The 22,938-nt window shown below is 72.1% G+C and carries 25 protein-coding genes; 10 read left to right on the top strand and 15 right to left on the bottom strand.

Annotated features, from left to right (window positions below):
- Positions 1 to 11: 11 nt before the first annotated feature.
- Positions 12 to 533, bottom strand: coding sequence for a hypothetical protein (locus ACWEVP_RS49110; protein ID WP_452069497.1), 522 nt, complete (start codon positions 531 to 533; stop codon positions 12 to 14).
- Between the two features lie 131 nt (positions 534 to 664).
- Here ACWEVP_RS49110 and ACWEVP_RS49105 point away from each other — a divergent pair, with 131 nt between their 5' ends.
- On the top strand, positions 665 to 1,276 hold the full coding sequence (locus tag ACWEVP_RS49105; RefSeq protein ID WP_452069496.1) for a TetR/AcrR family transcriptional regulator: 612 nt from the start codon (positions 665 to 667) through the stop codon (positions 1,274 to 1,276).
- 5 nt (positions 1,277 to 1,281) lie between these two features.
- Positions 1,282 to 2,217, top strand: coding sequence for an LLM class F420-dependent oxidoreductase (locus tag ACWEVP_RS49100; RefSeq protein WP_452069495.1), 936 nt, complete (start codon positions 1,282 to 1,284; stop codon positions 2,215 to 2,217).
- Between the two features lie 40 nt (positions 2,218 to 2,257).
- Here the strand turns inward: ACWEVP_RS49100 and lipB are convergent, their stop codons facing one another.
- The 5 genes from lipB to lpdA form a co-directional block, all read right to left on the bottom strand.
- Positions 2,258 to 3,001: a lipoyl(octanoyl) transferase LipB gene (lipB, locus tag ACWEVP_RS49095; protein ID WP_452069494.1), complete on the bottom strand. Its 744-nt coding sequence runs from the start codon at positions 2,999 to 3,001 to the stop codon at positions 2,258 to 2,260.
- Positions 2,998 to 3,621, bottom strand: coding sequence for a phosphatase PAP2 family protein (locus ACWEVP_RS49090; protein ID WP_452069493.1), 624 nt, complete (start codon positions 3,619 to 3,621; stop codon positions 2,998 to 3,000). Before ACWEVP_RS49090 ends, lipB begins: the two co-directional genes overlap by 4 nt.
- Positions 3,618 to 4,490: a TIGR01777 family oxidoreductase gene (locus ACWEVP_RS49085; protein ID WP_452069492.1), complete on the bottom strand. Its 873-nt coding sequence runs from the start codon at positions 4,488 to 4,490 to the stop codon at positions 3,618 to 3,620. Before ACWEVP_RS49085 ends, ACWEVP_RS49090 begins: the two co-directional genes overlap by 4 nt.
- A 94-nt stretch (positions 4,491 to 4,584) precedes the next feature.
- Entirely contained in the window at positions 4,585 to 6,366 is a 1,782-nt protein-coding gene (gene sucB, locus ACWEVP_RS49080; protein ID WP_452069491.1) for a 2-oxoglutarate dehydrogenase, E2 component, dihydrolipoamide succinyltransferase, read from the bottom strand.
- Between the two features lie 55 nt (positions 6,367 to 6,421).
- Positions 6,422 to 7,795 carry a dihydrolipoyl dehydrogenase gene (gene lpdA / locus ACWEVP_RS49075; protein ID WP_452069490.1) on the bottom strand — a complete coding sequence of 458 codons (1,374 nt, stop codon included), beginning with the start codon at positions 7,793 to 7,795 and terminating at the stop codon, positions 6,422 to 6,424.
- A 182-nt stretch (positions 7,796 to 7,977) separates the two neighbouring features.
- On the opposite strand from lpdA, the gene ACWEVP_RS49070 reads away from it, so the two are divergent.
- Positions 7,978 to 8,322, top strand: coding sequence for an oxidoreductase (locus ACWEVP_RS49070; RefSeq protein ID WP_452069489.1), 345 nt, complete (start codon positions 7,978 to 7,980; stop codon positions 8,320 to 8,322).
- Here the strand turns inward: ACWEVP_RS49070 and ACWEVP_RS49065 are convergent.
- The 5 genes from ACWEVP_RS49065 to ACWEVP_RS49045 all read right to left on the bottom strand — a co-directional run bounded on the left by ACWEVP_RS49065 (position 8,319) and on the right by ACWEVP_RS49045 (position 14,369).
- A complete protein-coding gene (locus tag ACWEVP_RS49065; RefSeq protein WP_452069488.1) occupies positions 8,319 to 8,771 on the bottom strand; it encodes a GNAT family N-acetyltransferase in 453 nt (150 codons plus the stop codon). The genes ACWEVP_RS49070 and ACWEVP_RS49065 overlap by 4 nt on opposite strands.
- Positions 8,772 to 8,781: 10 nt before the next feature.
- Positions 8,782 to 9,801, bottom strand: coding sequence for an SMI1/KNR4 family protein (locus ACWEVP_RS49060; protein ID WP_452069487.1), 1,020 nt, complete (start codon positions 9,799 to 9,801; stop codon positions 8,782 to 8,784).
- Between the two features lie 10 nt (positions 9,802 to 9,811).
- A complete protein-coding gene (locus tag ACWEVP_RS49055) occupies positions 9,812 to 10,783 on the bottom strand; it encodes a TAXI family TRAP transporter solute-binding subunit (protein WP_452069486.1) in 972 nt (323 codons plus the stop codon).
- Entirely contained in the window at positions 10,780 to 12,744 is a 1,965-nt protein-coding gene (locus ACWEVP_RS49050; protein ID WP_452069485.1) for a TRAP transporter permease, read from the bottom strand. Before ACWEVP_RS49050 ends, ACWEVP_RS49055 begins: the two co-directional genes overlap by 4 nt.
- Before the next feature lie 125 nt (positions 12,745 to 12,869).
- Positions 12,870 to 14,369, bottom strand: a complete 1,500-nt coding sequence (locus tag ACWEVP_RS49045; RefSeq protein ID WP_452069484.1) for a leucyl aminopeptidase — start codon at positions 14,367 to 14,369, stop codon at positions 12,870 to 12,872.
- Positions 14,370 to 14,479: 110 nt separating this feature from the next.
- Here ACWEVP_RS49045 and ACWEVP_RS49040 point away from each other — a divergent pair, with 110 nt between their 5' ends.
- On the top strand, positions 14,480 to 15,328 hold the full coding sequence (locus tag ACWEVP_RS49040) for a hypothetical protein (RefSeq protein ID WP_452069483.1): 849 nt from the start codon (positions 14,480 to 14,482) through the stop codon (positions 15,326 to 15,328).
- Positions 15,321 to 15,959, top strand: coding sequence for a DUF402 domain-containing protein (locus tag ACWEVP_RS49035; RefSeq protein ID WP_452069482.1), 639 nt, complete (start codon positions 15,321 to 15,323; stop codon positions 15,957 to 15,959). The genes ACWEVP_RS49040 and ACWEVP_RS49035 overlap by 8 nt, the downstream gene beginning before the upstream one ends.
- On the opposite strand, the gene ACWEVP_RS49030 is transcribed toward ACWEVP_RS49035, so the two are convergent.
- A complete protein-coding gene (locus ACWEVP_RS49030) occupies positions 15,940 to 16,239 on the bottom strand; it encodes a hypothetical protein (protein ID WP_452069481.1) in 300 nt (99 codons plus the stop codon). The genes ACWEVP_RS49035 and ACWEVP_RS49030 overlap by 20 nt on opposite strands.
- A gap of 96 nt (positions 16,240 to 16,335) precedes the next feature.
- On the opposite strand from ACWEVP_RS49030, the gene ACWEVP_RS49025 reads away from it, so the two are divergent.
- The gene (locus ACWEVP_RS49025; protein ID WP_452069480.1) at positions 16,336 to 17,439 is read left to right on the top strand and encodes a branched-chain amino acid aminotransferase; all 1,104 of its coding nucleotides are present in this window, start codon (positions 16,336 to 16,338) and stop codon (positions 17,437 to 17,439) included.
- 54 nt (positions 17,440 to 17,493) lie between these two features.
- On the opposite strand, the gene cobT is transcribed toward ACWEVP_RS49025, so the two are convergent.
- Positions 17,494 to 18,603, bottom strand: a complete 1,110-nt coding sequence (gene cobT, locus ACWEVP_RS49020) for a nicotinate-nucleotide--dimethylbenzimidazole phosphoribosyltransferase (RefSeq protein ID WP_452069479.1) — start codon at positions 18,601 to 18,603, stop codon at positions 17,494 to 17,496.
- A gap of 185 nt (positions 18,604 to 18,788) precedes the next feature.
- Between cobT and ACWEVP_RS49015 the strand changes: the two genes are divergently transcribed.
- On the top strand, positions 18,789 to 19,466 hold the full coding sequence (locus tag ACWEVP_RS49015) for an IspD/TarI family cytidylyltransferase (protein ID WP_452069478.1): 678 nt from the start codon (positions 18,789 to 18,791) through the stop codon (positions 19,464 to 19,466).
- On the opposite strand, the gene ACWEVP_RS49010 is transcribed toward ACWEVP_RS49015, so the two are convergent.
- Complete coding sequence (locus tag ACWEVP_RS49010; RefSeq protein ID WP_452069477.1) at positions 19,463 to 19,915, bottom strand: hypothetical protein; 453 nt, start codon at positions 19,913 to 19,915, stop codon at positions 19,463 to 19,465. The two genes, ACWEVP_RS49015 and ACWEVP_RS49010, sit on opposite strands and share 4 nt — an antisense overlap.
- 136 nt (positions 19,916 to 20,051) lie before the next feature.
- Between ACWEVP_RS49010 and ACWEVP_RS49005 the strand changes: the two genes are divergently transcribed.
- From ACWEVP_RS49005 to ACWEVP_RS48995, 3 genes are read left to right on the top strand one after another with little or no spacing between them, the layout of a single operon-like run.
- Positions 20,052 to 20,801 (top strand): GntR family transcriptional regulator, encoded by a 750-nt coding sequence (locus tag ACWEVP_RS49005; protein ID WP_452069476.1) that lies wholly within the window; start codon positions 20,052 to 20,054, stop codon positions 20,799 to 20,801.
- Positions 20,798 to 21,640: a phosphoribosylaminoimidazolesuccinocarboxamide synthase gene (locus tag ACWEVP_RS49000; RefSeq protein ID WP_452069475.1), complete on the top strand. Its 843-nt coding sequence runs from the start codon at positions 20,798 to 20,800 to the stop codon at positions 21,638 to 21,640. The genes ACWEVP_RS49005 and ACWEVP_RS49000 overlap by 4 nt, the downstream gene beginning before the upstream one ends.
- On the top strand, positions 21,633 to 21,845 hold the full coding sequence (locus ACWEVP_RS48995; protein WP_452069474.1) for a hypothetical protein: 213 nt from the start codon (positions 21,633 to 21,635) through the stop codon (positions 21,843 to 21,845). The genes ACWEVP_RS49000 and ACWEVP_RS48995 overlap by 8 nt, the downstream gene beginning before the upstream one ends.
- Here ACWEVP_RS48995 and ACWEVP_RS48990 read toward each other — a convergent pair.
- A complete protein-coding gene (locus ACWEVP_RS48990) occupies positions 21,842 to 22,831 on the bottom strand; it encodes an aldo/keto reductase family protein (protein ID WP_452069473.1) in 990 nt (329 codons plus the stop codon). The genes ACWEVP_RS48995 and ACWEVP_RS48990 overlap by 4 nt on opposite strands.
- Positions 22,832 to 22,938: the final 107 nt, after the last annotated feature.

Raw genomic sequence — 22,938 nt, 5'->3', positions numbered from 1 at the left:
CTTTACACCGTTTACGCACTGGGCGCGAGCAGCCGCCGCAGGGTTCCCATCATCGGGGCGCGGCGGCGGGTTTCCGAACGGCTCGTGCGCAGCAGCGCCTCGAGCGCGTAACCCACCTTGGTGATCTCTTCGGCCGGCTCACGCGGATCGGCCAGGCCGGCCGTGACGGCGAGCATCCGCAGCTCGCCCTCGTGCATCTTCCGCAGCGACGCGTGCCGCTCGTAAGCCCCGTCGAGCACCGCGCGCAGCGTCTCGTGCTCGTCGGCGGCGGAGCGCCACGCCCGCGTGACGGCGTCGACGTGGTCGCCGAGACCGTCGGCGTCGTCCGGGTCGGTGACCTCGGCGCGCAGGCGGCCGCTCAGCGTCCTCGTCCACTGGTACTGCAGCGCCAGCAGGACGTTCTCCTCGGTGCCGAAGTGCTCTTCGGCGCCGGGGACCTCCTCCAGCGGCAGCGGCTCGGCCGGGTTGCGGCCCGCCAGGCGGACGGTGGCTTCGAGGATTTCCTGACGTCGGTAGAAGTCGGTCCAGCTCATCGTGTGGCTCCCCTTCCGTGGCCCGGGTCATACCGCGGGTCTGCGGCATACTCCCGGTACGGACCTGACGAGGCGAACATACCATGAGTACGGAGAGATCCTCCGGGCGTAAGGTTGTGAAGGTGGCGACAATGAGGTCCAGACGACTCGACTACTCCGAGTCGACGCGGTCGGCGTTGGTCGACAGCGCGGTCGAACTGTTCACCAAGCGCGGGTACGCGGGTACCTCGCTGGACGAGATCGCCAAACGCGCCCGCGTCACGAAAGGCGCGCTCTACCACCACTTCAGCGGCAAGCAAGCCCTCTTCGAAGCCGCGTTCGACCAGGTCGAGAGCCTCGTCTACGACCGGCTCGACAAGATCATGCACGGCGACGGCTCGCCGTGGGAGCGGGCCCTCGGCGGGCTCAACGCGTTCATCCGCGCCTGCCTCGACCCCGCCTACCAGCGGATCGCCATCCACGAGGCGCCGGTCGTCATGGGGTGGGAACGCTGGCGCGAGGCCGAGGAGCGGTGCAGCTTCGGCCTCGTCCGCTCCGGGCTGCAGTCGCTGATCGACGCGGGCGAGGTCGAACCCGTACCGGTCGAGGTGACCGCGCGGCTGCTGTTCGGCGCGCTGTCGAGCGCGGCGACCGAGATCGCCAGCTCGCCGGACCCGAAGAAGGTCGGCGCCGAGATCGAGGACGTCATCGTCCGCATGCTGGTACGGCTGCGGCGCACGGAGCCCGACGTCTCTATAGGCTGACTTTCGTGGACTTGAGGATCTTCACCGAGCCCCAGCAGGGGGCCAGCTACGACGACCTGCTGCGCGTCGCCAAGGCGACCGAAGCCGCCGGCTACGACGCCTTCTTCCGCAGCGACCACTACCTGAAGATGGGCTCGGCCGACGGCCTGCCCGGTCCGACCGACGCGTGGATCACCCTCGCCGGCCTGGCCCGCGAGACCAGCCGGATCCGGCTCGGCACGCTCGTCACCGCGGCGACGTTCCGGCACCCGGGCCCGCTGGCCATCTCGGTCGCGCAGGTCGACCAGATGTCCGGCGGCCGCGTCGAGTTCGGCCTCGGCTCGGGCTGGTACGACGCCGAGCACGAGGCGTACGGCCTGACGCTGCCGCCGCTCAAGGAGCGGTTCGACCGCTACGCCGAGCAGCTCGAGATCGTCACCGGGCTGTGGAAGACGCCGGCGGGCTCGACGTACTCCTTCAAGGGCGAGTACTACTCGCTCACGGACTCGCCCGCCCTGCCGAAGCCCGCGCAGTCGCCGGCGCCGCCGGTGATCGTCGGCGGCCAGGGCAAGAAGCGCACCCCGCAGCTCGCGGCCCGCTTCGCGGACGAGTTCAACCTGCCGTTCGTCGGCACCGAGGCGGCGGCCGCGCAGTTCGCCCGCGTCGACGCGGCGGCCGAGGAGATCGGCCGCGACCCCAAGGAGATCCTGCGGTCGGTGGCGCTGACCATCGCCGTCGGCCGCTCCGAGGAGGAGGTCTCGCGCCGGGCTTCGGCGATCGGCCGGGACCTGACGGAGCTGCGGGCGAACGGCCTGGCCGGGACGCCCGCCGAGGTCGTCGACCGGATCGGGCAGTGGCGGGAGAAGACCGGGATCACCCGCGTCTACCTGCAGCTGCTGGACCTGTCCGACCTGGACCAGCTCGAGCTGGTCGCGGCCGAAGTCGCCCCGCAGCTGGACTGAACGCGGACCGGGCGCCTCCCGTGGGAGGCGCCCGGTGCGGTCAGTTCTGCAGGGCGAAAGTCACACCCGCCGCCTTCGGGGCCTCCGGGCGGGGGAGCCAGCGGTCCTCGCTCACCGGGAGCTCGCCGTCCAGGGCCGCCAGTACCGCGTCGCGGGCCAGGGGTAGGACCGCTTCCACGCTCACGTCCCGCTGCAGCTCGTACGACAGCGACGTCACGCCCGCGTCGCGGATGCCGCACGGCACGATCGTGTCGAACGCCGAGAGGTCCGCGTTGCAGTTCAGCTCGAAGCCGTGCATCGTCACGCCGCGCTGGACGCGGATGCCGATCGCCGCGATCTTGCGCTCGATGCCGCGCTCGTCCGCCGGGATCCACACGCCGCTGCGGCCCTCCACCCGGCCGCTGTGCACGCCGAGGGCATCGCACACGTGGATCAGCGCCTCCTCCAGCCGCCGCACGTAGTGGACGACGTCGATCGGGTCGCCGAGCTTCACGATCGGGTAGCCGACCAGCTGGCCCGGGCCGTGCCAGGTGATCTTGCCGCCGCGGTCGACGTCGATCACCGGCGTGCCGTCGGCCGGGCGGTCGGCGGGCTCGGTGCGCTTGCCCGCGGTGTACACCGACGGGTGCTGCAGCAGGAACATCGTGTCCGGCGCGGTCCCGTCGGCGCGCTCGGTCAGCCGGCTCCGCTGGAGCTCCCAGGCTTCGGTGTAGTCGATCGTGCCGAGCTCCCGGACGTCGACGGGCTCGGTGCTGGCGCGGCAGGAGGTACGGGAAGAACTCACCCGTCGAGGCTACGCCCGTCACCCGGGGGAAGCAGCCGCAAGGCGCACGCTGAGAGCAGCCCGACACCGGTCACCGCCAGCACTGCGCCGATCGTGTCCGACACCCAGTGCACGCCCAGCAGCACCCGGCAGGCGGCGCACACCACGACCGCCACCGCCGACGCCAGCAGGACCCGCTTCACCAGCCGCGGCCACAGCCACGCGCACAGCAGCACCAGCACGAACCCCGTGCTCGCCACCGACGTCACGTGGCCGCTGGGGTAGCTCAGGTCCGGGTAGTCGCGCGGGCGCTCCCGCAGGAAGAGCGGCTTGGCCACGACGCTGGTCAGCCGGCACAGCAGCAGCACGACGGCCAGCCGCACGCACAACCCGGTGTGCTGCCGCTGTCGCAGCGCCAAGGCAAGCAGCGCCGCACCGAGCACCCAGGGGAGTACCGGGCCGAGGACGTCGCTGCCGATCTGCGCCGCGGTGCCGAGCGGTTGCGTGTAGACGCCGTGGAGGGCGTTCGCCACCTGGGAATCGAGGGCCAGGGGCTGCCGCGCGACGCCCAGCCCGAGCAGGACGAACGCGGCGGCGAACACCAGTCCGACGACCAGCCAGCGCTGCAGGGGAACGCTCATGCCGCGGCGAGCGCCCGGTCCAGCGTCGGGTGCCGGAACGCGTACCCGGACCGCTCCAGCACGGCCGGGACGGCTCGCTGCCCGAACAACGCCATTTCCTCGCCGGCCTGGCCGAGCACGGCCTTGAGCGCGAGGCCCGGGACCCACCACGGCGCCGGGCGGCCCAGCGCGCGGCCCACCGCGCGGGTGAACTCGGCGTTGGTCACCGGCTCCGGGCCGGTCAGGTTCACCGGACCCGACACGTCCGTCGTCAGGGTGTGGGCGATCGCGCCGACCTCGTCTTCGAGGGAGATCCACGACATGTACTGGCGGCCGTCGCCGAGCCGGCCGCCCAGGCACAGCCGGAAGAGCGGGCGCAGCGTGCCGTAGAGGCCGCCCTTCGCCGACAGCACCAGCCCGGTCCGGAGGTGCACGACCCGCGCGTCGCCCGCCGGCGCCGTCGCCGCTTCCCAGGCTTCGCAGAGTTCGGCGAGGAATCCCTGCCCGCGCGGCGCCGATTCGTCCACTGTGGACTCGTGGGTGTGGCCGTAGTAGCCGACGGCCGACGCGTTCACCAGCACGCCGACCCCGTGTTCGGCGACGGCTTCGGCGAGCACCTCGGTCGGCTCGACCCGGCTGTCGGTGAGCTCCTGCTTGCGCATCGCGCTCCAGCGGCCGGGGAACAGCGGCTTGCCACCCAGGTTCACGACGGCGTCCACGCCTTCGAAGGCGCCGTCCGCGATGGTCCCGGACGGCGGGTCCCAGCGGAACTCGCCGCCGCCGCGCGCCTCCCGCCGCACCAGCGTGCGGACTTCGTGGTTCTCGCGCCGCAGGCGGTCGCCCAGCGCCGACCCGATCAAGCCGCTCGCTCCGGCGATCAGTACTCGCATGCCCCGATCGTTGCGCATCCGCTGCGCGGCCGCACTCCCGGACACGGCGAAGGCCGCCACGGAAAGTCCGTGGCGGCCTTCGTCAGCGGTGACTTCAGAGGCCGAGTTCGCCCTCGAAGTTCCCTTCTTCCAGGCGCTGCTTGATCGTCGTCAGGAAGCGGCCCGCGTCGGCCCCGTCCACCAGGCGGTGGTCGTAGGTCAGCGGCAGGTACGCCATGGACCGGACGGCGATCGTGTCGTTGCCGTCGGCGTCCGCGATCACGACCGGGCGCTTGACGACCGCGCCGGTGCCGAGGATGCCCGACTGCGGCTGCACGATGATCGGCGTGTCGAACAGCGCGCCGACGCTGCCGATGTTCGTGATCGAGAACGTGCCGCCCGACAGCTCGTCCGGCTTGATCTGGCCCGACCGCGCACGGCCCGCCAGGTCGGCGATCCGGTGCGCGAGCCCGGCCAGGCTCAGCTCACCCGCGTCGTGGATCACGACCGAGAGCAGCCCGCGCTCGGTGTCCACCGCGATGCCCAGGTGCACGGCGCCGTGGTAGGTGATCTCCTTCGTGTCCTCGTTGTAGGACGCGTTGACGTTCGGGTGCTGCTTGAGCGCCTCGACCGTGGCCTTCGCGAAGAACGGCAGGAACGTCAGGTTGACGCCCTCGCGCTCCTTGAAGGCCGCCTTCGCCCGCTGGCGCAGCTTGGCGATCTTCGTGACGTCGACCTCCTGGACCTGCGTGAGCTGCGCGGCGATCTGCAGCGACTCGCGGGTCTTGGTGGCCGTGATCTGGCGGATCCGGCTGGCCTTCTGGACCGTGCCGCGCAGCGCGGCGAGCTCCGGCGACACCGGGGCCGCGGGACGCGCGGCCGGCGCCGACGGGGCGGCAGCGGCGGCCGGAGCGGCCGCGGCGGGCGCCGGGGCGGCCGCCTTCTGCTTCTCCTCGGCCGCGGCCAGGACGTCCTGCTTGCGGATCCGGCCGCCGACGCCGCTGCCGGTCAGCGACGCGAGGTCGATGCCGTGCTCCGACGCGAGCTTGCGGACCAGCGGGGTGACGTACGGGCCGTCCGCCGAACCGTCCTTCGCCGCGGCGGCCGGGGCCGACTGCGTGGCGGCCGAGGCCGGGGCGGCCTGCGGCTTCGGCTCGGGCTTCGGTTCCGGCTTGGGCTCGGGCTTCGACTCCTGAACCGGCTCGGGCTTCGGCTCGGGCTTGGGTTCCGGCTTCGGCTCGGGCTTGGGCTCCGGCTTCGCCTCGGCCTTCGGCGCCGCGTTCGCGTCGCCGATCACGGCCAGGACGCCGCCGACCTCGACGGTCTCGTCCTCGCCCGCGCGGATCTCCAGCACCGTGCCGGCCACCGGCGACGGCACCTCGGTGTCGACCTTGTCGGTGGAGATCTCGAGGAGCGGCTCGTCGACCTCGACCGAGTCGCCGACCGCCTTCAGCCAGCGGGTGACGGTGCCCTCGGTGACGCTCTCGCCCAGCTCGGGCAGCTTCACCTCGGTGCCTTCGCCGCCCGCGGCCGGCGCGGTGTCCGGCTTGCTCGGCGCGCTCTCTTCGGCCTGGGCCTGCGGCTCCGGCTCTTCCTGCGAGGGCTCCGGCTCGGACTTCTCTTCCTGCGCCGGGGCGGAGGACTCGGGGACACCGCCGGACCCGTCGTCGATGACGGCGAGCTCGCCGCCGACCTCGACGGTCTCGTCCTCGGCGGCGCTGATCTTCACGACCGTGCCCGCCACCGGGGAGGGCACCTCGGTGTCGACCTTGTCGGTCGAGATCTCGAGCAACGGCTCGTCGACCTCGACGGTGTCGCCCTCCTGCTTAAGCCACCGGGTGACGGTGCCTTCGGTGACGCTCTCCCCGAGCTCCGGCAATGTGACGGAGTAGGCCATCGTTCGCTGACTCCTCTTCCAAGTTCTGCGTGGTCTGGATTCTGCTGGTGGGACGTCAGCTGTGCACGTGCAGCGGCTTCCCCGCGAGGGCGAGGAACGCTTCACCGAGGGCCTCGGTCTGGGTGGGGTGCGCGTGGATGAGCGGCGCGACGTCCTCGGGGAACGCCTCCCAGCTGTAGATCAGCTGCGCTTCGCCGATCAGCTCGCCGACGCGGTCGCCGACCATGTGGACGCCCACGACCGGGCCGTCCGGGGCCTTGACCAGCTTGACCCCGCCGGAGGTCTTGAGGATCTGGCTCTTGCCGTTGCCGCCGAGGTCGTAGGTGAACGTCGTGACGTCGGCGCCGTACTTGTCCTTCGCCTGCGACTCGGTCAGCCCGACCGACGCGACCTCCGGGTGCGAGTAGGTGACCCGCGGGATGCCGCTCTCGTCGATGACGCGCGGGTTCTGCCCGGCGATCTCCTCGGCGACGAAGATGCCCTGCTGGAAGCCGCGGTGCGCGAGCTGCAGGCCGGGGACGATGTCGCCGACGGCGTAGACGTTCGGCAGGTTGGTGCGCAGCCGCTCGTCGGTGATGACGAAGCCGCGCTCGATCTTGACGCCGGCCTCCTCGTAGCCGTGGCCGGCCGAGTTCGGCCCGCGGCCGACGGCGACCAGCAGCAGGTCGGCCTCGATGGTCTCGCCGGACTCCAGCGAAACGCTCACGCCGTTGTCGTCCTGCTTCGCGCCGGTGAACTTCACGCCGGTCTTGAAGGCGATCTTGCGGCGGCGGAAGGCGCGCTCGAGCTGCTTGGACGCGAACTCGTCCTCGTTCGGGACCAGCCGCGGCAGCGCTTCCACGATCGTGACGTCGACGCCGAAGGAGGCCCAGACGCTGGCGAACTCGACGCCGATGACGCCGCCGCCCAGCACCACGACCTTCTTGGGGACGTAGTCGAGGGCGAGGGCCTGCTCGCTGGCGATGATGCGGCCGCCGAGCTCCAGGCCGGGCAGCGTGCGCGAGTACGAGCCGGTCGCGAGGATGACGTTCTTGCCGGTGTAGCGGGTGCCGTCCACCTCGACGGTCGTGCCGCCGACGAACGTGCCGCTGCCCTCGACGAGGTTCACCTTGTGCGCCTTGGCCAGGCCCTGCAGGCCCTTGTACAGGCGGGCGACGATGCCGTCCTTGTACTTGTTGACCCCGGCGATGTCGATGCCCTCGAAGGCGGCCTTGACGCCGACGGCTTCGGCTTCACGGGTCTCGTCGGCGACCTCGGCGGCGTGGAGCAGGGCCTTGGTCGGGATGCAGCCCCGGTGGAGGCAGGTCCCGCCCAGCTTGTCCTTCTCGATCAGCGTGACGGAAAGGCCCAGCTCGGCCGCGCGGAAAGCCGCGGCGTAGCCGCCCGATCCGCCTCCCAGGATCACAAGGTCGGCGGAGGTGTCGGTCACTTCAATAACTCCTCGGCAAGCGGTGGGGTGGTGCTCTGTCGCCGCGCGCGCCCGGTATAACCGCGCGCGCGACATCCGCCATCTTGTCACTACGCCGGACGGGGCTGCGACCTAGCCGGGTGTGCGACGCCGACCACACGCGGACATCGGGATAATGAGTGGCGTAGGTCTCGGGAGGGAAGGTGGTCGTGGTGGGGCTCTTCGACTCGCTGCGCAGGCGGGGCAAGGGTGGTCAGCGGGCCGGTACGCTGCGGAAAGCCAGCTCCGAGGACACCCGGCACCTGGAGGAGTGGGTGGCTTCCCGGCGGGGTGTCGAGGCCTTCGTCGAGCCGAAGACGAACGTCACCGAGACCACTGTGGTGTTGATCGCCCACGACGGCGAATGGACCCGGCGCCGGATCGGCAGCCTGGAGGCGGCCCAGCAGTTCGGCCACCGCCGGTCGATCCCGGTCTACGAGGTCGCGCGCGTGGGGTACCCGAAGCGGATGCGCGAGTACACCGAGCGGAAGAAGCGCGGGCAGGTCTAGAGGTCGATCCGGCCGACGACCTCGCCGTTGAAGGTCTGGCCGGTCGGGCGGAAGCCCAGCCTGAGGTAGAAGTCCTCCGGGCCGCCCTCGGCCGGGATCCACAGCACGGTGGCGGCGGTGTTGCCGCGTCTTCGGGCTTCTTCCAGGACCGTCTCCACGGCGAACCGGCCGTAGCCGCGGCCCTGGACGCCCGCGCCGACGTTGAGCCGCCAGATCCCGCACCGGAAGAAGTCCAGCTCGGCGCCCGGGTCGAAGCCGCCCATGACGAACGCCACCGGCTCGCCGTCGTCCAGGATCAGGCGGGGCCAGGCCACCTCGGGCTGCGTGTACGCCTCGGCGAGCGAGACCGCGACCGGCGCGACGAAGTCCTTCTGGTGCGGCTCGACGGCCAGCTGGCACGCCGCCGCGACGTTGCCCGGGGTGATCGGCTCCGCGGTGAGGGTGGTCACCGGGCTCAACCTAGCCTGCCTGGGTGAGCAGGGTGGCGTGCTGGACCAGCGCCGCGCGGAACGACGGGTGGACCGTCGTGCCCAGCACCGGGTCGACCTCGACCACGTGCCCCGCCGACAGCAGCAGCACGGCGGGCTCGGCGAGGACGACCACGCCCCCGTCGGCCCGCAGCTCGGCGGTGCCGAGCAGCCGCGGGAACACCACGTCGGCGGGCAGGCCGTCGCAGGTGCGCAGGAACTCGCGGAGGTCTTCGGGCAGCTCGGTGCCCAGCCGGAGTTCGGCCGAGCGGATCGCCGCCTCCGACGCCGGGGGAGGGAGCGGGCTTCGGCCGCGCAGGAGGGGCGCGGGCCGGGGCTCGGCCGCGCCGCGCGGGAGCGGCTCGCCCACCGCTCTGAGCCGCATGATCTCCGCGATCAAGTCCGGCCAGCTGCCCAGCTCCGGCGGGTACCGCTCGTGGAGGGCGGCGATCAGCGCGCCCGCGCAGGCCGGCGCCCAGTCCCGCAGGCCGAGCGGGTCCGCGCCCGCGACCAGGGCCGGGGCCAGCGCACGCGTTGCCGCCAGCGTCGCCACGTCCGGATGCGGCCCGGCGAGGGAAGCCCAAAGCTCCAGATCACCTTCGGCGAGGGCCGTGCGCACCCGGTCCGGGCGGCTCGGCGCGACCTGCTCGACCACCTCCGCGACCAGGCCGGGCGGCAGGACACCCGCCAGGTCGGAGACCGGACGACGCAACGACACCGCGTGCGCGCGCTCCTGCGCGTCGAGGTCGAGCGGGGGCAGGCCCCCGGCCCAGTCCGGCCGCCCGCCGCGCGCCTCGAACAGCATCGCCCAGGCGCGCGCCCGCACCGGGTCGGTGGCCAGCGCGGTCACCGGTCGTTCGGTCCGGGCCAGCCACTGCGTGACCAGCCGGTCGGCTTCGTCGAAGGCACCGGCGACCGCGAGCAGCAAGGCCGCGTAACCCACCTGGTCGTCGACGCGCCCCTCGGGCGCGGTCAGGACGTCGCGGACCGCCGCTTCGAGGTAGTCCTGCACCCCGCCGACCTTAGCCGAGGGCCTGCTTCGCGCCCGGGTGCAGCGGGACCGGATCGGTCCGCGGCGCCAGCTGCTTCGTGATCTCCTTCGCCGCCGGGTGCACCTTCGCCAGCTCGGCCTGCTTGTCGAAGATCAGCTTGGTGATCGCGCACGCGTTGCCCGCCGGGAAGTCCTCGCGCACCAGCAGCAGGTTCGGCACCACGACCGTCGGCACGTCCGACGGCTGCGCGTAGGTGGCCGCCGGGATCACGCCCTGGGCGTAGACCTCGTTGACCTGCTTGAGCTTCGGCAGCAACGGCGTGATGTCGAGGAACTTCACCTTGTCCTTCAACGAGGTGGTGATGTCGGTGATCTGCGCGGTCGGCAGCCCGCCGGACCAGACGAGCCCGTCGAGCGTGCCCGCCTTCATGCCGTCCGCGGTCTTGGCCAGGTCGAGCCGCTGCGCCTGGACGTCGGTGTCCTTCAGCCCGGCCGCCTGCAGCAGCCGGTTGGCGATCACCTCGGTGCCGGACTTCGGCGAACCCGTCGAGATCCGCTTGCCGCGCATGTCCGCGACGCTGTCGATGCCCGAGTCCGTGCGCACCAGCACCTGCGTCGAGTTCGGGTAGATCCGGGACAGCGCCTGGATCTTCTGCGGCTTGCCGTCGAAGGATCCCTTGCCCCGCACGGCGTCCGCGGCGGTGTCGGCGAGGGAGAACGCGACGTCGTAGGTGCCCGCCACCAGCTGCTGGATGTTCTGCACCGACGCGCCGGTCTCGGCGGCCGTCGCGCGCAGCTTGGTGTTGCCGCTGATCAGCTGGGCCAGCCCGCCGCCCAGCACGTAGTAGACGCCGCCGCTGTTGCCGGTGGCGATGGTGATCCGGCCTTCGCCCGCTTCGCAGGACTGCGTCCCGCTCGCGGCGGGGGAGCCGGTCTGCTGTTTGCCGCCGCAGCCCGTGACGGCCAGAGCGAGTACCGCGGCAGCGGCCAGTGCGCGTTTCATGCTGTCCTCCTCTTGACGACGGCGTGGGCGAGCACGGCGACGACGCCGAACGCGGCGCCGACCGCGATCGGCACCGGCTCCAGGTAGAGCAGGCACAGGGCGGCGGGCACGAACAGCAGGCGCACGCCCACGCTGACCGGCCCGAACAGCCAGCCACCGGTGACCACCGCGAGCGCGGCGACGGCCAGCGCGGACACCGCCGCCACCCACAGCACGGTGAGGACGTCGGACTGCAGCAGCAGCGCCGCGCCGTTGTCGGTCAGCACGAACGCGATCGGCACCAGGAACGCGGGCAGCGTGTACTTCCAGCACTGCCACATGGTTCCCAGCACCGACCCGCCGGTGATGGCCGCGGACGCGACGGCGGCGAGCGCGGTCGGCGGCGTGACCTCGGAGAGCACGGCGTAGTAGAAGATGAACATCGCGCGCTCGGCGTCGGCGACCCCGAGCGTCTCCAGCGCCGGGCCGATCACCACCCACGCGATGATGAAGCTGGCGGTGACCGGTACCGCGAGCCCGAGCACGCCGACCGCGACGGCCGAGAGCAGCACGGTCAGGATCAGGATCAGCGTGCCGTTGTCGGTGAGCGCGCCGGCCAGTTCCACCAGCGCGTCGGCGAGTTCGAGGCCGAGGCCGGTCTTGGTGATGGTCGAGGTGATCACGCCGGCCGCGGCGCACACCGCGATCACCGGGAGCGCCCCGCGCACGCCCGCCGAGAGCGCGTCGACCATGTCCTTCGCCCAGCCCTTGACGTCGTGGCGGCGGGCGATGAGCGCGAACAGCGCGGCGACCCCGGTGGCGTAGACGACCGCGGCGAACGGCGGGATGTCCAGGGCCAGGAACACGACGATGATCGCCAGCGACAGGAAGTGGTAACCGCCGCGCAGCAGCAGCTTCCCGGGACTGCCGTGCGGGACGTCGACGGGCTCGGCCTCGAAGCGCCGCGCGTCGGCTTCCATCGCGAAGACGATGCCGAGGTAGTAGAGCAGCGTCGGCACGGTCGCCCAGATCAGCACGGTCAGGTACGACGTCTGCAGGTACTCGGCGATGATGAACGCGGCGGCGCCCAGCGTCGGCGGCGAGAGGATGGCTCCGATGCCGGACGCGGCGAGCAGCCCGCCCGCGTTTTCCCTGGGGTAGCGGGCTTCCTTCAGAATCGGCCAGGTGATCGAGCCGAGGCTGACCGCCGTCGCGGTGCCCGAGCCGGAGACCGTGCCGAGCAGGAAGCCCGACAGCACGGTGGTCCGGCCCGGTGCCGTCCGGGACTTGCGGAAGGCGGCGAAGGAAATGTCCACGAAGAACTGCCCCGCGCCGGAGGCGTTCAGGACGGCGCCGTAGAGGGTGAACAGCACGATGTAGCTGCCCGCGACGTCGAGGGGGGTGCCGTAGAAACCGCTGGCATCGTTGTAGAGCGCGTTGACGATCTGGCTGAAGTCGATGCCCGCGTGGGCGATGCCCCAGTTCTGCGGGAGGTAGCCGCCGTAGTAGGCGTAGGCGAGGAAGAGCAGGCAGACGATCGGCAGCACCAGCCCGGTCGTCCGGCGGGTGGCTTCCAGGATCAGCACGAGCAGCAGCGCGCCGGCCACGACGTCCGCCGGGGACAGGGTGCCCTGGCGGTTCAGGAAGTCGTCGTACCCGACGAGCACGGGGTAGAGGCCGACGGCGAGGGCGAGCACCGCGAGGGCCCAGTCGGTCCAGCCGGGGTCGTCGCGGCCGCGCAGCCGCGGGCGGTAGCAGAGGAAGACCAGCGGCAGCGTCACGCCGAGGAAGAGCACGAGGTAGAACTGGTTGCCCTTGGCGAAGGGGAAGAACACCTGCTTGAGCACGAGGATCGCGACGGCGAGGGCGACGAAGTAGACGACGCGGTCGGGGACGCGGGAGAGGGTGCGCGCGGGCCGTTCTTCGTCGTGCTCGGCGGCGATGGCGGCGGCAGTGTCCTCTTCGACCGGCCCGGTGGTCACCCGGCTACGGTACGGTGTCGCGGATCACACCGAAAGCGGCAAAGGGATCATCCCTGCCCAGATCGGTCGTGAGTGAGAAACAGTGTTCTAACCCTGTTTCTCACTCACGACCGGTGGTGGCAAGGTCAGCCGTTGGCGGCGATGTCCGCCAGCACCGCGGCGATCGTCCGGACCGGGACGCCCGTGCCGCCCTTGCCGGTGTAGCCCCACGGCGAACCGGTGTTGAACGACGGGCCCGCGATGTCGATGTGGACCCAGTCGAGGCCGTCGGCGACGAACTCGCGCAGGAAGATCCCGGCCGCCAGCATGCCGCCCCAGCGGTGCCCGGTGACGTTGGCCAGGTCGGCCAGGCGCGAGTCGAGGTCGGCGCGCAGTTCCTCCGGCAGCGGCATGGCCCAGCCGTTCTCGCCGGTGGCCTGCATGATCGCGGCGACGCGGTCGCGGAAGTCGTCCGAGCCCATGACGCCCGCGGTGCGGTTGCCGAGCGCGACGACCTGGGCGCCGGTCAGCGTGGAGGTCTCGATCAGGTAGTCCGGGTTCTCCTCGGCCGCGCGGACCATCGCGTCGACCAGGACCAGCCGGCCCTCGGCGTCGGTGTTGAGGACCTCGACGGTCTTGCCGCCGTACATGGTCAGCACGTCGCCCGGGCGGTACGACGTCCCGGACGGCAGGTTCTCCGCCAGCGGGATGTGCGCGACGACTTCCAGCGGGTACTTGAGCTTCGCGGCCAGCACCACGGACGCGAGGACGCCGGCCGCGCCGGACATGTCCGAGGTCATGTGGTCCATGTTCGCGGCGGGCTTGAGCGAGATGCCGCCCGAGTCGAACGTGATGCCCTTGCCGACCAGGGCGACCTTCTTGGCGGCCTTGGCCGGCTTGTAGCCGATGCGCACCAGGCGCGGCTGGCGGGACGAGCCGCCGCCGACGCCGAGGATGCCGCCGAAGCCCTTGCGCTTCAACGCCTTCTCGTCGAGGACCTCGAACTCGAGGCCGTTGTCCTCGGCCAGCTTCTTCGCGCGCTCGGCGAAGGAGGCCGGGTAGAGGTCGTTGGGCGGGGTGTTGATGAGGTCGCGCGCGGTGAGGACGGCTTCGGCGATGGAGCCGGCCGCCTTCAGCGTCGCCTTGTGCTCGCGGGCGGTGCCGCCGGACGGGCTCGCGAAGTCGACCTTCGCGACCGGGGCGTCACCCTTCTCGGAGCGGTAGGCGGTGAAGACGTAGGAGCCCATGACCGTGCCCTCGACGGCGGCCTGCAGGTCGAGCTCGGACAGCGTCACGAACGCGCGGTCGGTGCCGGCCAGCGCGCGGCCGGCGGCGCCCGCGGCGCGGCGGACCTGCTCGGGGGTGACGCCGTCGCCGGCCTTGCCGAGGCCGACCGCGAGCACGACGCCCGCGGGCAGCTTGCCCAGCGTCGGGATCTTGACGACCTCTTCGGCCTTGCCGCTCGCGCCGAGGGTGGCGAGCAGACCGGCCAGGCGGCCGTCGAAGGCGGCGTCGACGGCGGCCGCGCCGTCGGCGAGAAGCGGGCCGTCCTCGCCGGCCAGGGTGCCGATGACGACCACGTCGGCGCGCGTCTTGGCCAGTGCCTCCCCGGTGTTGTCGGACAGGGCGAGCTTAGGCACGGTCACTTCTGGCTCCTCGCGCGTTCGCGGTGGTACCGGGCGCCGGCCCGGTCGGGATCGTGAGCCATGCTAATGACGGCGGAAGCAGGGGTGAACAGAGGGCGAGGAGGGGCCGCGTGCGGCTGGGCGGTGGGCTGCTGGTGGCGCTGGCGGCCGGAGCGGCGGGCGCGGGCTGGTGGCTGCTGGCCGGGCTGGTGCTGGCGGGCATCGCCGCGGGCGTGACGGCCGGGGTCCCGGAACCGGGGGATGCCCTGGTCGACCGGGTCGTCGTGGCCGTGGCCCGGCTGGCCGAGGTGGCGGTCTACGCGATCGCGTTCGGCGCCTACGTCTTCCCCTCGCACCGCGAACTCGCGGCCGCGGCGTTCGCCGTGGTGGTCGCCGGCGCGGGGGTGGCCGGGCTGAAGATCCCGACCTTCGTCGTACGGATCGCGGGCGGGCTGCTGCTCGCCGCCGGGCTCCTGCTGGTCGCGCTGTGCGTGGCCGTGGCACCGGTGGCGACCGCGGGCGGCGGCCTCCAGCCGCCGGACTTCGCGGGCGTGCTCGTCGCCGCGGTGGTGTTCCTGCCCTTCCTGCGCCCCGGCGGCCGGGAGTACGCCGGGTGGCGCGTGCTGCTGCTCGGCGCCGTCGCGGTGCTGGCCGCCTTCGCGGCGCTCTACCAGCTCGGCGCGGTCCGGCTCGGGCTGTCGCTGACGTCGGTGCGCGACCTGCTTTCCGCCGCCGACGCGGATTCCCTGCAGCCGCTCCTGACGGTCGTCGCGGTGGTCGCGACGGTGGTGCCCGCGCTCGGCGCCGGCGCCGAGGTCCGCGAGCGGGCCGAGGTGCGCGGGTCGGCGGGGGTCGCCGTCGCCGCCGTGGCCGCGTACTTCCTGCCGGCGCTGCCCGTGCTCGTCGTCGCCGGGCTCGCGACCGTGATCGAGCTGCTACTGGGCGTACGCGCGCGCAGGTACAGTGGGTCACGTGAGTGATCGACGCTGGCGGCCGGGGGAGACCGTGGTCGAACGGTTCCACCGCCCCGACGGCTCGATCGGCCAGGTCCACCCGCTGCGCGTCCTCGAAGACGACGGCCGCGTCCTGCTGGCGTGGCTCCCGGCGGGCACGCCGATCGTCGGCAGCAGGCTCGCCGACGGCCGCCTGATGCGGGACGCCCCGCTGGACCAGCGGTTCCGCATCCCGCGCGTGCCGGTTCCGGACTTCTGGCACGGCGCCTCGACGCTGCGCCGGATCCCCGAGGACGAGTGGTCGTCGGTCTGGTGGTTCTTCGACCTCGAAGGCCGGTTCAAGAACTGGTACGTCAACCTGGAGATCCCGCTGGGCCGCACGCCGGGCGCGGTCGACCGGATCGACGGTGTGCTCGACGTCGTGGTCGAGCGCGACGGAAGCTGGCGCTGGGACGACGAGGACGAGGCCGAGGCCGCCCTGGAAGTCGGCCGCCTGACGCTCGAGCAGTTCGACCGGCTGCGCGCGGAGGGCGAGCGGATCGGCGCGCTGGCCGAGCGCGGCGCCTACCCGTTCGACGGCACGGACACCGACTTCCGCCCGGACACCGGCTGGCCGGCGCCGGAGCTGCCGGCGGAGCTCAGCCCGCGGTCAGGATGAGGATCAGCGCCAGCGCCGCGTTGACGACCGCGAGGATGACGACCGACTTCGTCGGGATCACCTTCGGGAACACCGTCTTGCCGTGGATGCTGCGCCACCAGACGATGCCGAAGACCCCCGCGACGAGGCCGAGGAAGCCGCCGAAGCCGCTGCTGAGCACGGCCCAGCCGACCATGCCGAGCAGGCCGACGCCGAACGTCAGCAGCACCGCGGTGACGAACGTCTTGACGTCGGCCCCGCCGGTCTTGGGCCGGGGCACCGGCTGCGTGGAGTAGCTCACGCCGTCATCCTAGAGTCTCCGGGGCGGGGGCGCGGGAGACCCGGAACAGTGGGACTTCCGACTAACGCGCCTCCGACCAAGCGGTATCGTCTAACCATGACGACCACGACGCAGTTCGCCCATGTCCCGCACCCGAGTCCTGCGAGCGCGGACCGTGTCGCGGAGGTACTCGAGAAGCCCGGTTTCGGGGTGTACTTCACCGATCACATGGTGACCGTCAAGTGGTCGAAGGCCGAAGGCTGGCACGACGCCCAGGTGGGCCCCTACGCCCCGTTCACCCTCGACCCGGCGACGTCGGTGCTGCACTACGGCCAGGCCATCTTCGAGGGTCTCAAGGCCTACCGCCAGCCGGACGGCACGATCGCGTCGTTCCGCCCGGACGCCAACGCCGCGCGGTTCCGGCAGTCGGCCGAGCGCCTCGCCATGCCGCAGCTGCCGGAGGACGTCTTCGTCGAGTCGCTGCGGGAGCTCATCGCCGTCGACGGCCGGTGGGTGCCCACCCGCCAGGGTGATTCCCTCTACCTGCGGCCGTTCATGATCTCGACGTCCACCGGGCTCGGCGTCAACAGCCCGGCCGCCGACTACGTGTACACCGTCATCGCGTCCCCGGCGGGGTCGTACTTCGCCGGTGGCGTGAAGCCGGTGAGCGTCTGGCTGTCGACGGAGTACGTGCGCGCGGCGCCCGGCGGCACCGGCGCGGCGAAGTGCGCGGGCAACTACGCGGCGTCGTTCGTGGCGCAGGCGCAGGCCGTCGAAAAGGGTTGCGACCAGGTGGTCTGGCTCGACGCGGTCGAGCGGCGCTGGGTCGAGGAGATGGGCGGGATGAACCTGTTCTTCGTCTTCGGCTCCGGCGAGAACGCCCGGGTGGTCACGCCCGAGCTGACCGGCTCGCTGCTGCCGGGCGTGACGCGCAAGTCGTTGCTGCAGCTGGCTTCGCGGCTCGGGTACAAGGTCGAGGAGCGCCGGATCTCCACCGAGGAGTGGGAGAAGGCGGCGGCCTCGGGCGAGCTGACCGAGACGTTCGCGTGCGGCACGGCGGCGGTGATCACGCCGGTCGGGCACGTGAAGCACGCCAACGGCGAGTTCACGATCGCGGACGGCCGGCCGGGCGCGCTCACGATGAAGCTGCGCGAAGAGCTGACCGGCATCCAGGAAGGCACCCACCCCGACGTCGACCACTGGATGGTCCCGCTCGGCTGAGTGTCCTGACGAGGAACGGCCCCCGCGGTTGCCACGGGGGCCGTTTTCGTCGGCTCAGGTGGCGGTGGCGGGGATGACCGGGCCGGAGACGCCGGCCTGCTCGTGCGTCGCGGTTTCGGCGAGGACGCGGGCGGCCATCGACAGCAGCGGCAGGGCGGTGACCGCGCCGGTGCCTTCGCCGAGGCGGACGTCCAGTTCGAGCAGCGGGCCCAGGTCCAGGTGCTCCAGCGCCAGGGCGTGCGCGGGCTCGGCGGTCCGCTGCCCGGCGACCCACCAGCGGCGCGCGCCCGGCGCGAGGTCTTCGGCGACGAGCGCCGCGGCGCACGCGACGAGCCCGTCGAGCACCACCGGCGTCCGGCGGGCCGCGGCCTGCGCCAGGAACCCGGCCATCGCCGCGATGTCCGCGCCCGCCGTCGTGCGCAGCAGGGCGATGGGGTCGGCCAGGACCGCGCGGGCCCGGCGCAGCGCGTCGCGCACCGCGGCGGCCTTGCGCATCCAGGCGTCGTCGTCGATGCCGGAGCCGCGGCCGACGACCGCGACCGGCTCGCTGCCGGTCAGCGCGGCCACCAGCACCGACGCCGGGGTGCTGTTGCCGATCCCGAGGTCGCCGGGGATGAGCAGGTCGGCGCCGCCGTCGACCTCCGCGTCGGCGATCGCGATCCCGGCGCGGACCGCCTTCTTGGCCTCGTCGGCGCTCAGGGCGTCCTCGACGTCGATGGAGCCGGAGCCGCGGCGGACCTTGAACTCGCCGATCGAGCGGGTGGCGGGCGCTTCGGTGTCCACGGCCATGTCGACCACGCGGACGCTCGCGCCCGCGGCGGCGGCCAGGACGTTGATCGCGGCGCCGCCGGTGAGCATCGTGCCGAGCAGCTGCCCGGTGACCTCGGCGGGATAGGCGGAAACACCCTTCGCGGCGACGCCGTGGTCGCCGGCGAAGACGATGACGCGCGGCCGGGTGAACGGCCGCGGCGGCGACTGGCCCTGGCAGGCGGCGATCCAGACGCCCAGCTCTTCGAGCCGCCCGAGCGACCCGGCCGGCTTGACCAGCTTGTCGTGCAGGGCGATCGCGTCGGACCGGGCGTGGTCGTCGGGCGGGGTGATCTCGGGGAACTCGATGCTGTCCGGCTCCACACCAGGCCCTTTCTCGTCCACGGCAGCGCTCATGACAACGCTGTGGCCAACCTACCGGCAGCGCGCCGGCCTCCGGCGGCGGCCGGTCGCCTCGGACATCGGTGCGGTCGCGGGAGATGCGTGGTGGCGGAGGAGGCGCGTGGCGGCGGCAAGGCCGCGGCCGCGGGGAGGCGCGCGGCCGCGGCCTCGTCCTCGCGCGGCCGGTAGTCTCGCGGCTCGTGGAGACGACGGCGGCCGCGGTGGTGCTGGCCAGCGGCGCGGGCACCCGCGTCGGCGCGAAGCTGAACAAGGTCTACCTGCCCGTGGCCGGCCGCCGGGTCGTGGCCTGGTCGCTCGAGGCCTTCAAGCGCGTTCCGGGGATCGGCGTGCTCGTGCTGGTGATCCGGCCGCAGGATCGCGAACTCGCCGACGAGGTGGCCGGCGACGACGTCGAGATCGTGCACGGCGGGGACACCCGCCAGGCCTCCGAGCTCAACGCGCTGCGCCACCTCGCCCCGAGAATTACAGGCGGCCGGGTCGACGCCGTGCTGCTGCACGACGCGGCCCGGCCGCTGGTCCACTCCGAGCTGATCGGCTCGGTCCTGACCCGGACACGCGAGGACGGGGGGGCTGTGCCGGGCCTGGCCGCCGACGACGTCGTCGGAGTGGATGCCGGGCACCTGGTCGCCCAGGTGCCCGGCGCGATCCGAGTCCAGACGCCTCAGGGCTTCCGGGCCGGACCGCTGCTCGAGGCCTACGAACAGGCCGAGCGCGAGGGCTTCGTGGGTACGGACACTTCGTCCTGCATGGAGCGGTTCTCCTCCCTGCCGATCCGCTGGGTCCCGGGTGCTCCCGAGAACCTCAAGATCACCTATCCCCACGACCTGGTGGTCGCGGAGCGCCTGCTGGCGCGCTAAGCGCAGGCGGGTGGCCCGCCGTCGTCCCCTTCCCTCGGCTCCGCGGTGCCCGTGGGCCGGATCGTCACGTCGTGGCGCAGCTCCGGCGGGATGTGGCACTCCGGCTGTGGCCGCAGTGCCTGCAGCGGCGCGCCCGGGGTGCCGGGCTCCGCGAGGGTGAGCACCGCCCGCAGCGTCCAGACCGGGGTGGCGTGGTACTGCCACGTGACCACCTTCGGGCTGAACACGTCGGTGCCCGGGAACAGGGGCACGCGGTAGGCGCTCGCCCGGTGCTCGTCCCGCAGGACGATGACGTCCGCGCAGGTCGGCCACCGGTGCACGGCCGCGTAGATCTCCGGGGCCTCGCGGCCGCCGAACAGGTGCAGCACCCACTTGCGGCGCCGGAGTTCCTCGAGGAGTTCCTCGAGGCCCTGGCCGCTCGAGCCGGTGTGAGGTGTGGGCGGGGACACACTTTCGAGGGTAACTTGCGTACTAGAGCGCAGTCCAGCACGTGTACTAGTACACCTGGGTGGTTCTGAACTGGCCTTTGTGGGAGACACCCCGGCGTGCTAGAACACTTGTGCGTAATCCCTGTGAGGAGCCGCCTTGCCCACCCTCGACCGTCCTGAGCCGCCGTACCTGCAGATAGCGGGCCGGATCCGTGACGACATCCTGTCCGGCCGGCTGCAGGAGGGCGACGCGGTGCCGTCCGCCCGCGAGATCGCGCGCACGTGGGCCGTCGCCATGGCGACGGCCACCAAGGTCCTCGCCACCCTCCGCACGCAGGGCCTCGTGCGGCCGGTGCGCGGCGTCGGCACGGTCGTCGACCGCGGCGGCCTGCACCGCACGGCCCGCGACCGCACCGCCGCTTCGGCGCGCACGGGCCGGATCTACCCGCCCGGCCACTTCGCGGTGATCCGCTCGGCCGGCCTCGAACCGGCGTCCGAGCGCGCCGCCGCCGCGCTGGGCCTGGAGGAGGGTGCTCCGGCGATCCGGCGGCGTCGTACCACCTACGGGCCGGATTCGCGGCCGCTGTCGACGTCGACTTCGTGGTTCGACGGCGCGCTGTCGGCCAAGGCGCCGGCGCTGCTGGTGCCCGAGCGGATCGTCGAAGGTACGTCGGCCCACGCGGCCGCGCGCTTGGGCACGAAGATCGCGACGACGCAGGAACGGCACGCGGCGGGCCGCGCGGGCGAGGAGGAGGCGGCCGAACTGGGGCTGCCCGCCGGGTCCCCGGTGCTGCTCGGCCGGAGCACCTTCCTGGCGGCCGACGGGACGGTCGTCGAGTACGGTGAGTCCGCCGCCCTGCCCGACCACTGGGTTTTCTACGAGTACACGACTGAGGACGGCGAATGAAGCACATCCACGCGGGCAAGGTCCGTGACCTGTACGAACTCGAGGGCGGGGACATCCTGCTCGTCGCGTCCGACCGGGTTTCGGTCTACGACGTCTCGCTGCCGACGCCGATCCCGGACAAGGGTGCGCTGCTCAACCAGCTGTCGGCGTGGTGGTTCGAGCGGATGGCCGGCGTCGTCCCGAACCACGTGGTGTCGACGACCGACGTGCCGGAAGAGTTCGCCGGCCGCGCGATGCGCTGCAAGCCGCTGAAGATGGTGCAGGTCGAGTGCATCGCCCGCGGCTACCTGGCCGGCCTGGGCCTGCGCGAGTACCAGCGCGACGGCAAGATCTCCGGCGTCGCGCTGCCGCCGGGCCTGGTCGAGGGCGACAAGCTGCCGGAGCCGATCTTCACGCCGACGACGAAGATCTCCGACACCGGCCACGACGAGTTCATGACCTTCGACGAGGTGCTGAACGAGATCGGCGAAGACACCGCGAACCGGCTTCGCGAGCTGACGCTGGAGATCTACACCAAGGGCGCCGAGCACGCGGCGAAGCAGGGCGTGATCATCGCGGACACGAAACTGGAGTTCGGGTTCGACGCCGACGGCACGCTGACCCTCGGCGACGAGGTCCTGACGTCGGACTCGTCGCGGTTCTGGCCGGCCGACGAGTGGGAGCCGGGCCGCCCGCAGCACGCGTTCGACAAGCAGTTCGTCCGCGACTGGTCGCTGACCACCGGCTGGGACAAGACCGAGCCCGGCCCGGAGGTCCCGCCGGAGATCGTCGAGCAGACGCGGCAGCGGTACACGGAGGTCTACGAGCGGATCACCGGGAAGACCTGGGTCCGTGGGTGATTACGACCCGTACAAGCTGATCGACGAGGTCGAGACGCTGCTGGTGTCGCACGGCTTCGCGCCGGAGCGGGTGCTCGGGCGCGGAGGCGACCGGCTGGCGGGTGCCAGCCGCCTCCTGCGCGGGTTCGGGCTGCAGCCCCGGCTGGCCCCGGAAGACGCGTTCGAGCTCGACGTGCCGTTCCAGGGCCGGATCAACCAGGACTAGGGGCTCTTGGTCAGGCTCGCGTCGCGCTCGACGACGTCGCCGAGGACGTCGTCGATGGCCTTCAGCAGGTCGGCGTCGAGCTTCTTGCCGGCGGCCTTGACGTTCTCGTGCACCTGCTCCGGGCGCGAAGCCCCGATGATCGCCGAGGCGACGTTCGGGTTCTGCAGCACCCACGCGACGGCGAGCTGCGCGAGGGAGAGGTCGGCCTGCTTCGCGAGCGGCTCCAGCTCGGCGACGCGCTTGAGCACGGTCTCGTCGAGGAAGCGGGCGACCATGTTGGCGCCGCCCTTTTCGTCGGTGGCCCGCGAGCCGGCGGGGTAGTCCTGGCCAGGCTTGTACTTGCCGGTGAGGACGCCCTGCGCGATCGGCGACCAGACGATCTGGCTGAGGCCTTCGCGCTCCGAGGTGGGGATGACCTGGTCCTCGATGACGCGCCAGAGCATGTTGTACTGCGGCTGGTTGGAGACGAAGGGGATCTTCAGCTCGCGGGCGAGGGCGGCCCCGCGGCTGATCTGCTCGGCGGTCCACTCCGAGACGCCGACGTAGAGCACCTTGCCCTGGCGCACGAGGTCGGCGAAGGCGAGCATGGTCTCTTCGAGCGGGACGGTCCGGTCGAAGCGGTGCGCCTGGTACAGGTCGACGTAGTCGGTGCCGAGCCTGGTGAGGGACGCGTTGGCCGACTCCGTGATGTGCTTGCGGGACAGGCCCTTGTCGTTGGGGCCCTTGGGGCCGGTGGGCCAGAAGACCTTGGTGAAGATCTCGAGGCTTTCCCGCCGCTGGCCCTTCAGGCCGCGGCCCAGGACCGATTCCGCCGCGGTGTTCGCGTAAACATCGGCGGTGTCGAACGTCGTTATGCCGGCGTCGAGCGCGGCCTTGATGCAGGCGTGGGCCTGGTCTTCCTCCACTTGGGAACCGTGGGTGAGCCAGTTGCCGTACGAGATCTCACTGACGTTGAGGCCGCTGCGGCCGAGACGACGAAACTCCATGGGTGGCAGCTTAGGCGGTAATCGTTTGCTTTGCTAACGATCCTGGAGTGACTCCAGCCTCGCTCGGGGCCGCCGAAGGTCGCCGGCGGGCTGTGTATCCGACCCCG

It is taken from the genome of Amycolatopsis sp. NPDC003865 (assembly GCF_053605345.1).
Note: the sequence above shows the minus strand (reverse complement) of the source record. Positions and strands in the feature narration are given on the sequence as shown.

Excerpts from the sequence above, each read along its gene's own strand:
- ACWEVP_RS49110 (WP_452069497.1), bottom strand. The coding sequence starts at position 533 with ATGAGCTGGACCGACTTCTACCGACGTCAGGAAATCCTCGAAGCCACC.
- ACWEVP_RS49105 (WP_452069496.1), top strand. The coding sequence starts at position 665 with ATGAGGTCCAGACGACTCGACTACTCCGAGTCGACGCGGTCGGCGTTG.
- ACWEVP_RS49090 (WP_452069493.1), bottom strand. The coding sequence starts at position 3,621 with ATGAGCGTTCCCCTGCAGCGCTGGCTGGTCGTCGGACTGGTGTTCGCC.
- ACWEVP_RS49085 (WP_452069492.1), bottom strand. The coding sequence starts at position 4,490 with ATGCGAGTACTGATCGCCGGAGCGAGCGGCTTGATCGGGTCGGCGCTG.
- sucB (WP_452069491.1), bottom strand. The coding sequence starts at position 6,366 with ATGGCCTACTCCGTCACATTGCCGGAGCTCGGGGAGAGCGTCACCGAA.
- ACWEVP_RS49055 (WP_452069486.1), bottom strand. The coding sequence starts at position 10,783 with ATGAAACGCGCACTGGCCGCTGCCGCGGTACTCGCTCTGGCCGTCACG.
- ACWEVP_RS49025 (WP_452069480.1), top strand. The coding sequence starts at position 16,336 with ATGACGACCACGACGCAGTTCGCCCATGTCCCGCACCCGAGTCCTGCG.
- cobT (WP_452069479.1), bottom strand. The coding sequence starts at position 18,603 with ATGAGCGCTGCCGTGGACGAGAAAGGGCCTGGTGTGGAGCCGGACAGC.
- ACWEVP_RS49000 (WP_452069475.1), top strand. The coding sequence starts at position 20,798 with ATGAAGCACATCCACGCGGGCAAGGTCCGTGACCTGTACGAACTCGAG.
- ACWEVP_RS48990 (WP_452069473.1), bottom strand. The coding sequence starts at position 22,831 with ATGGAGTTTCGTCGTCTCGGCCGCAGCGGCCTCAACGTCAGTGAGATC.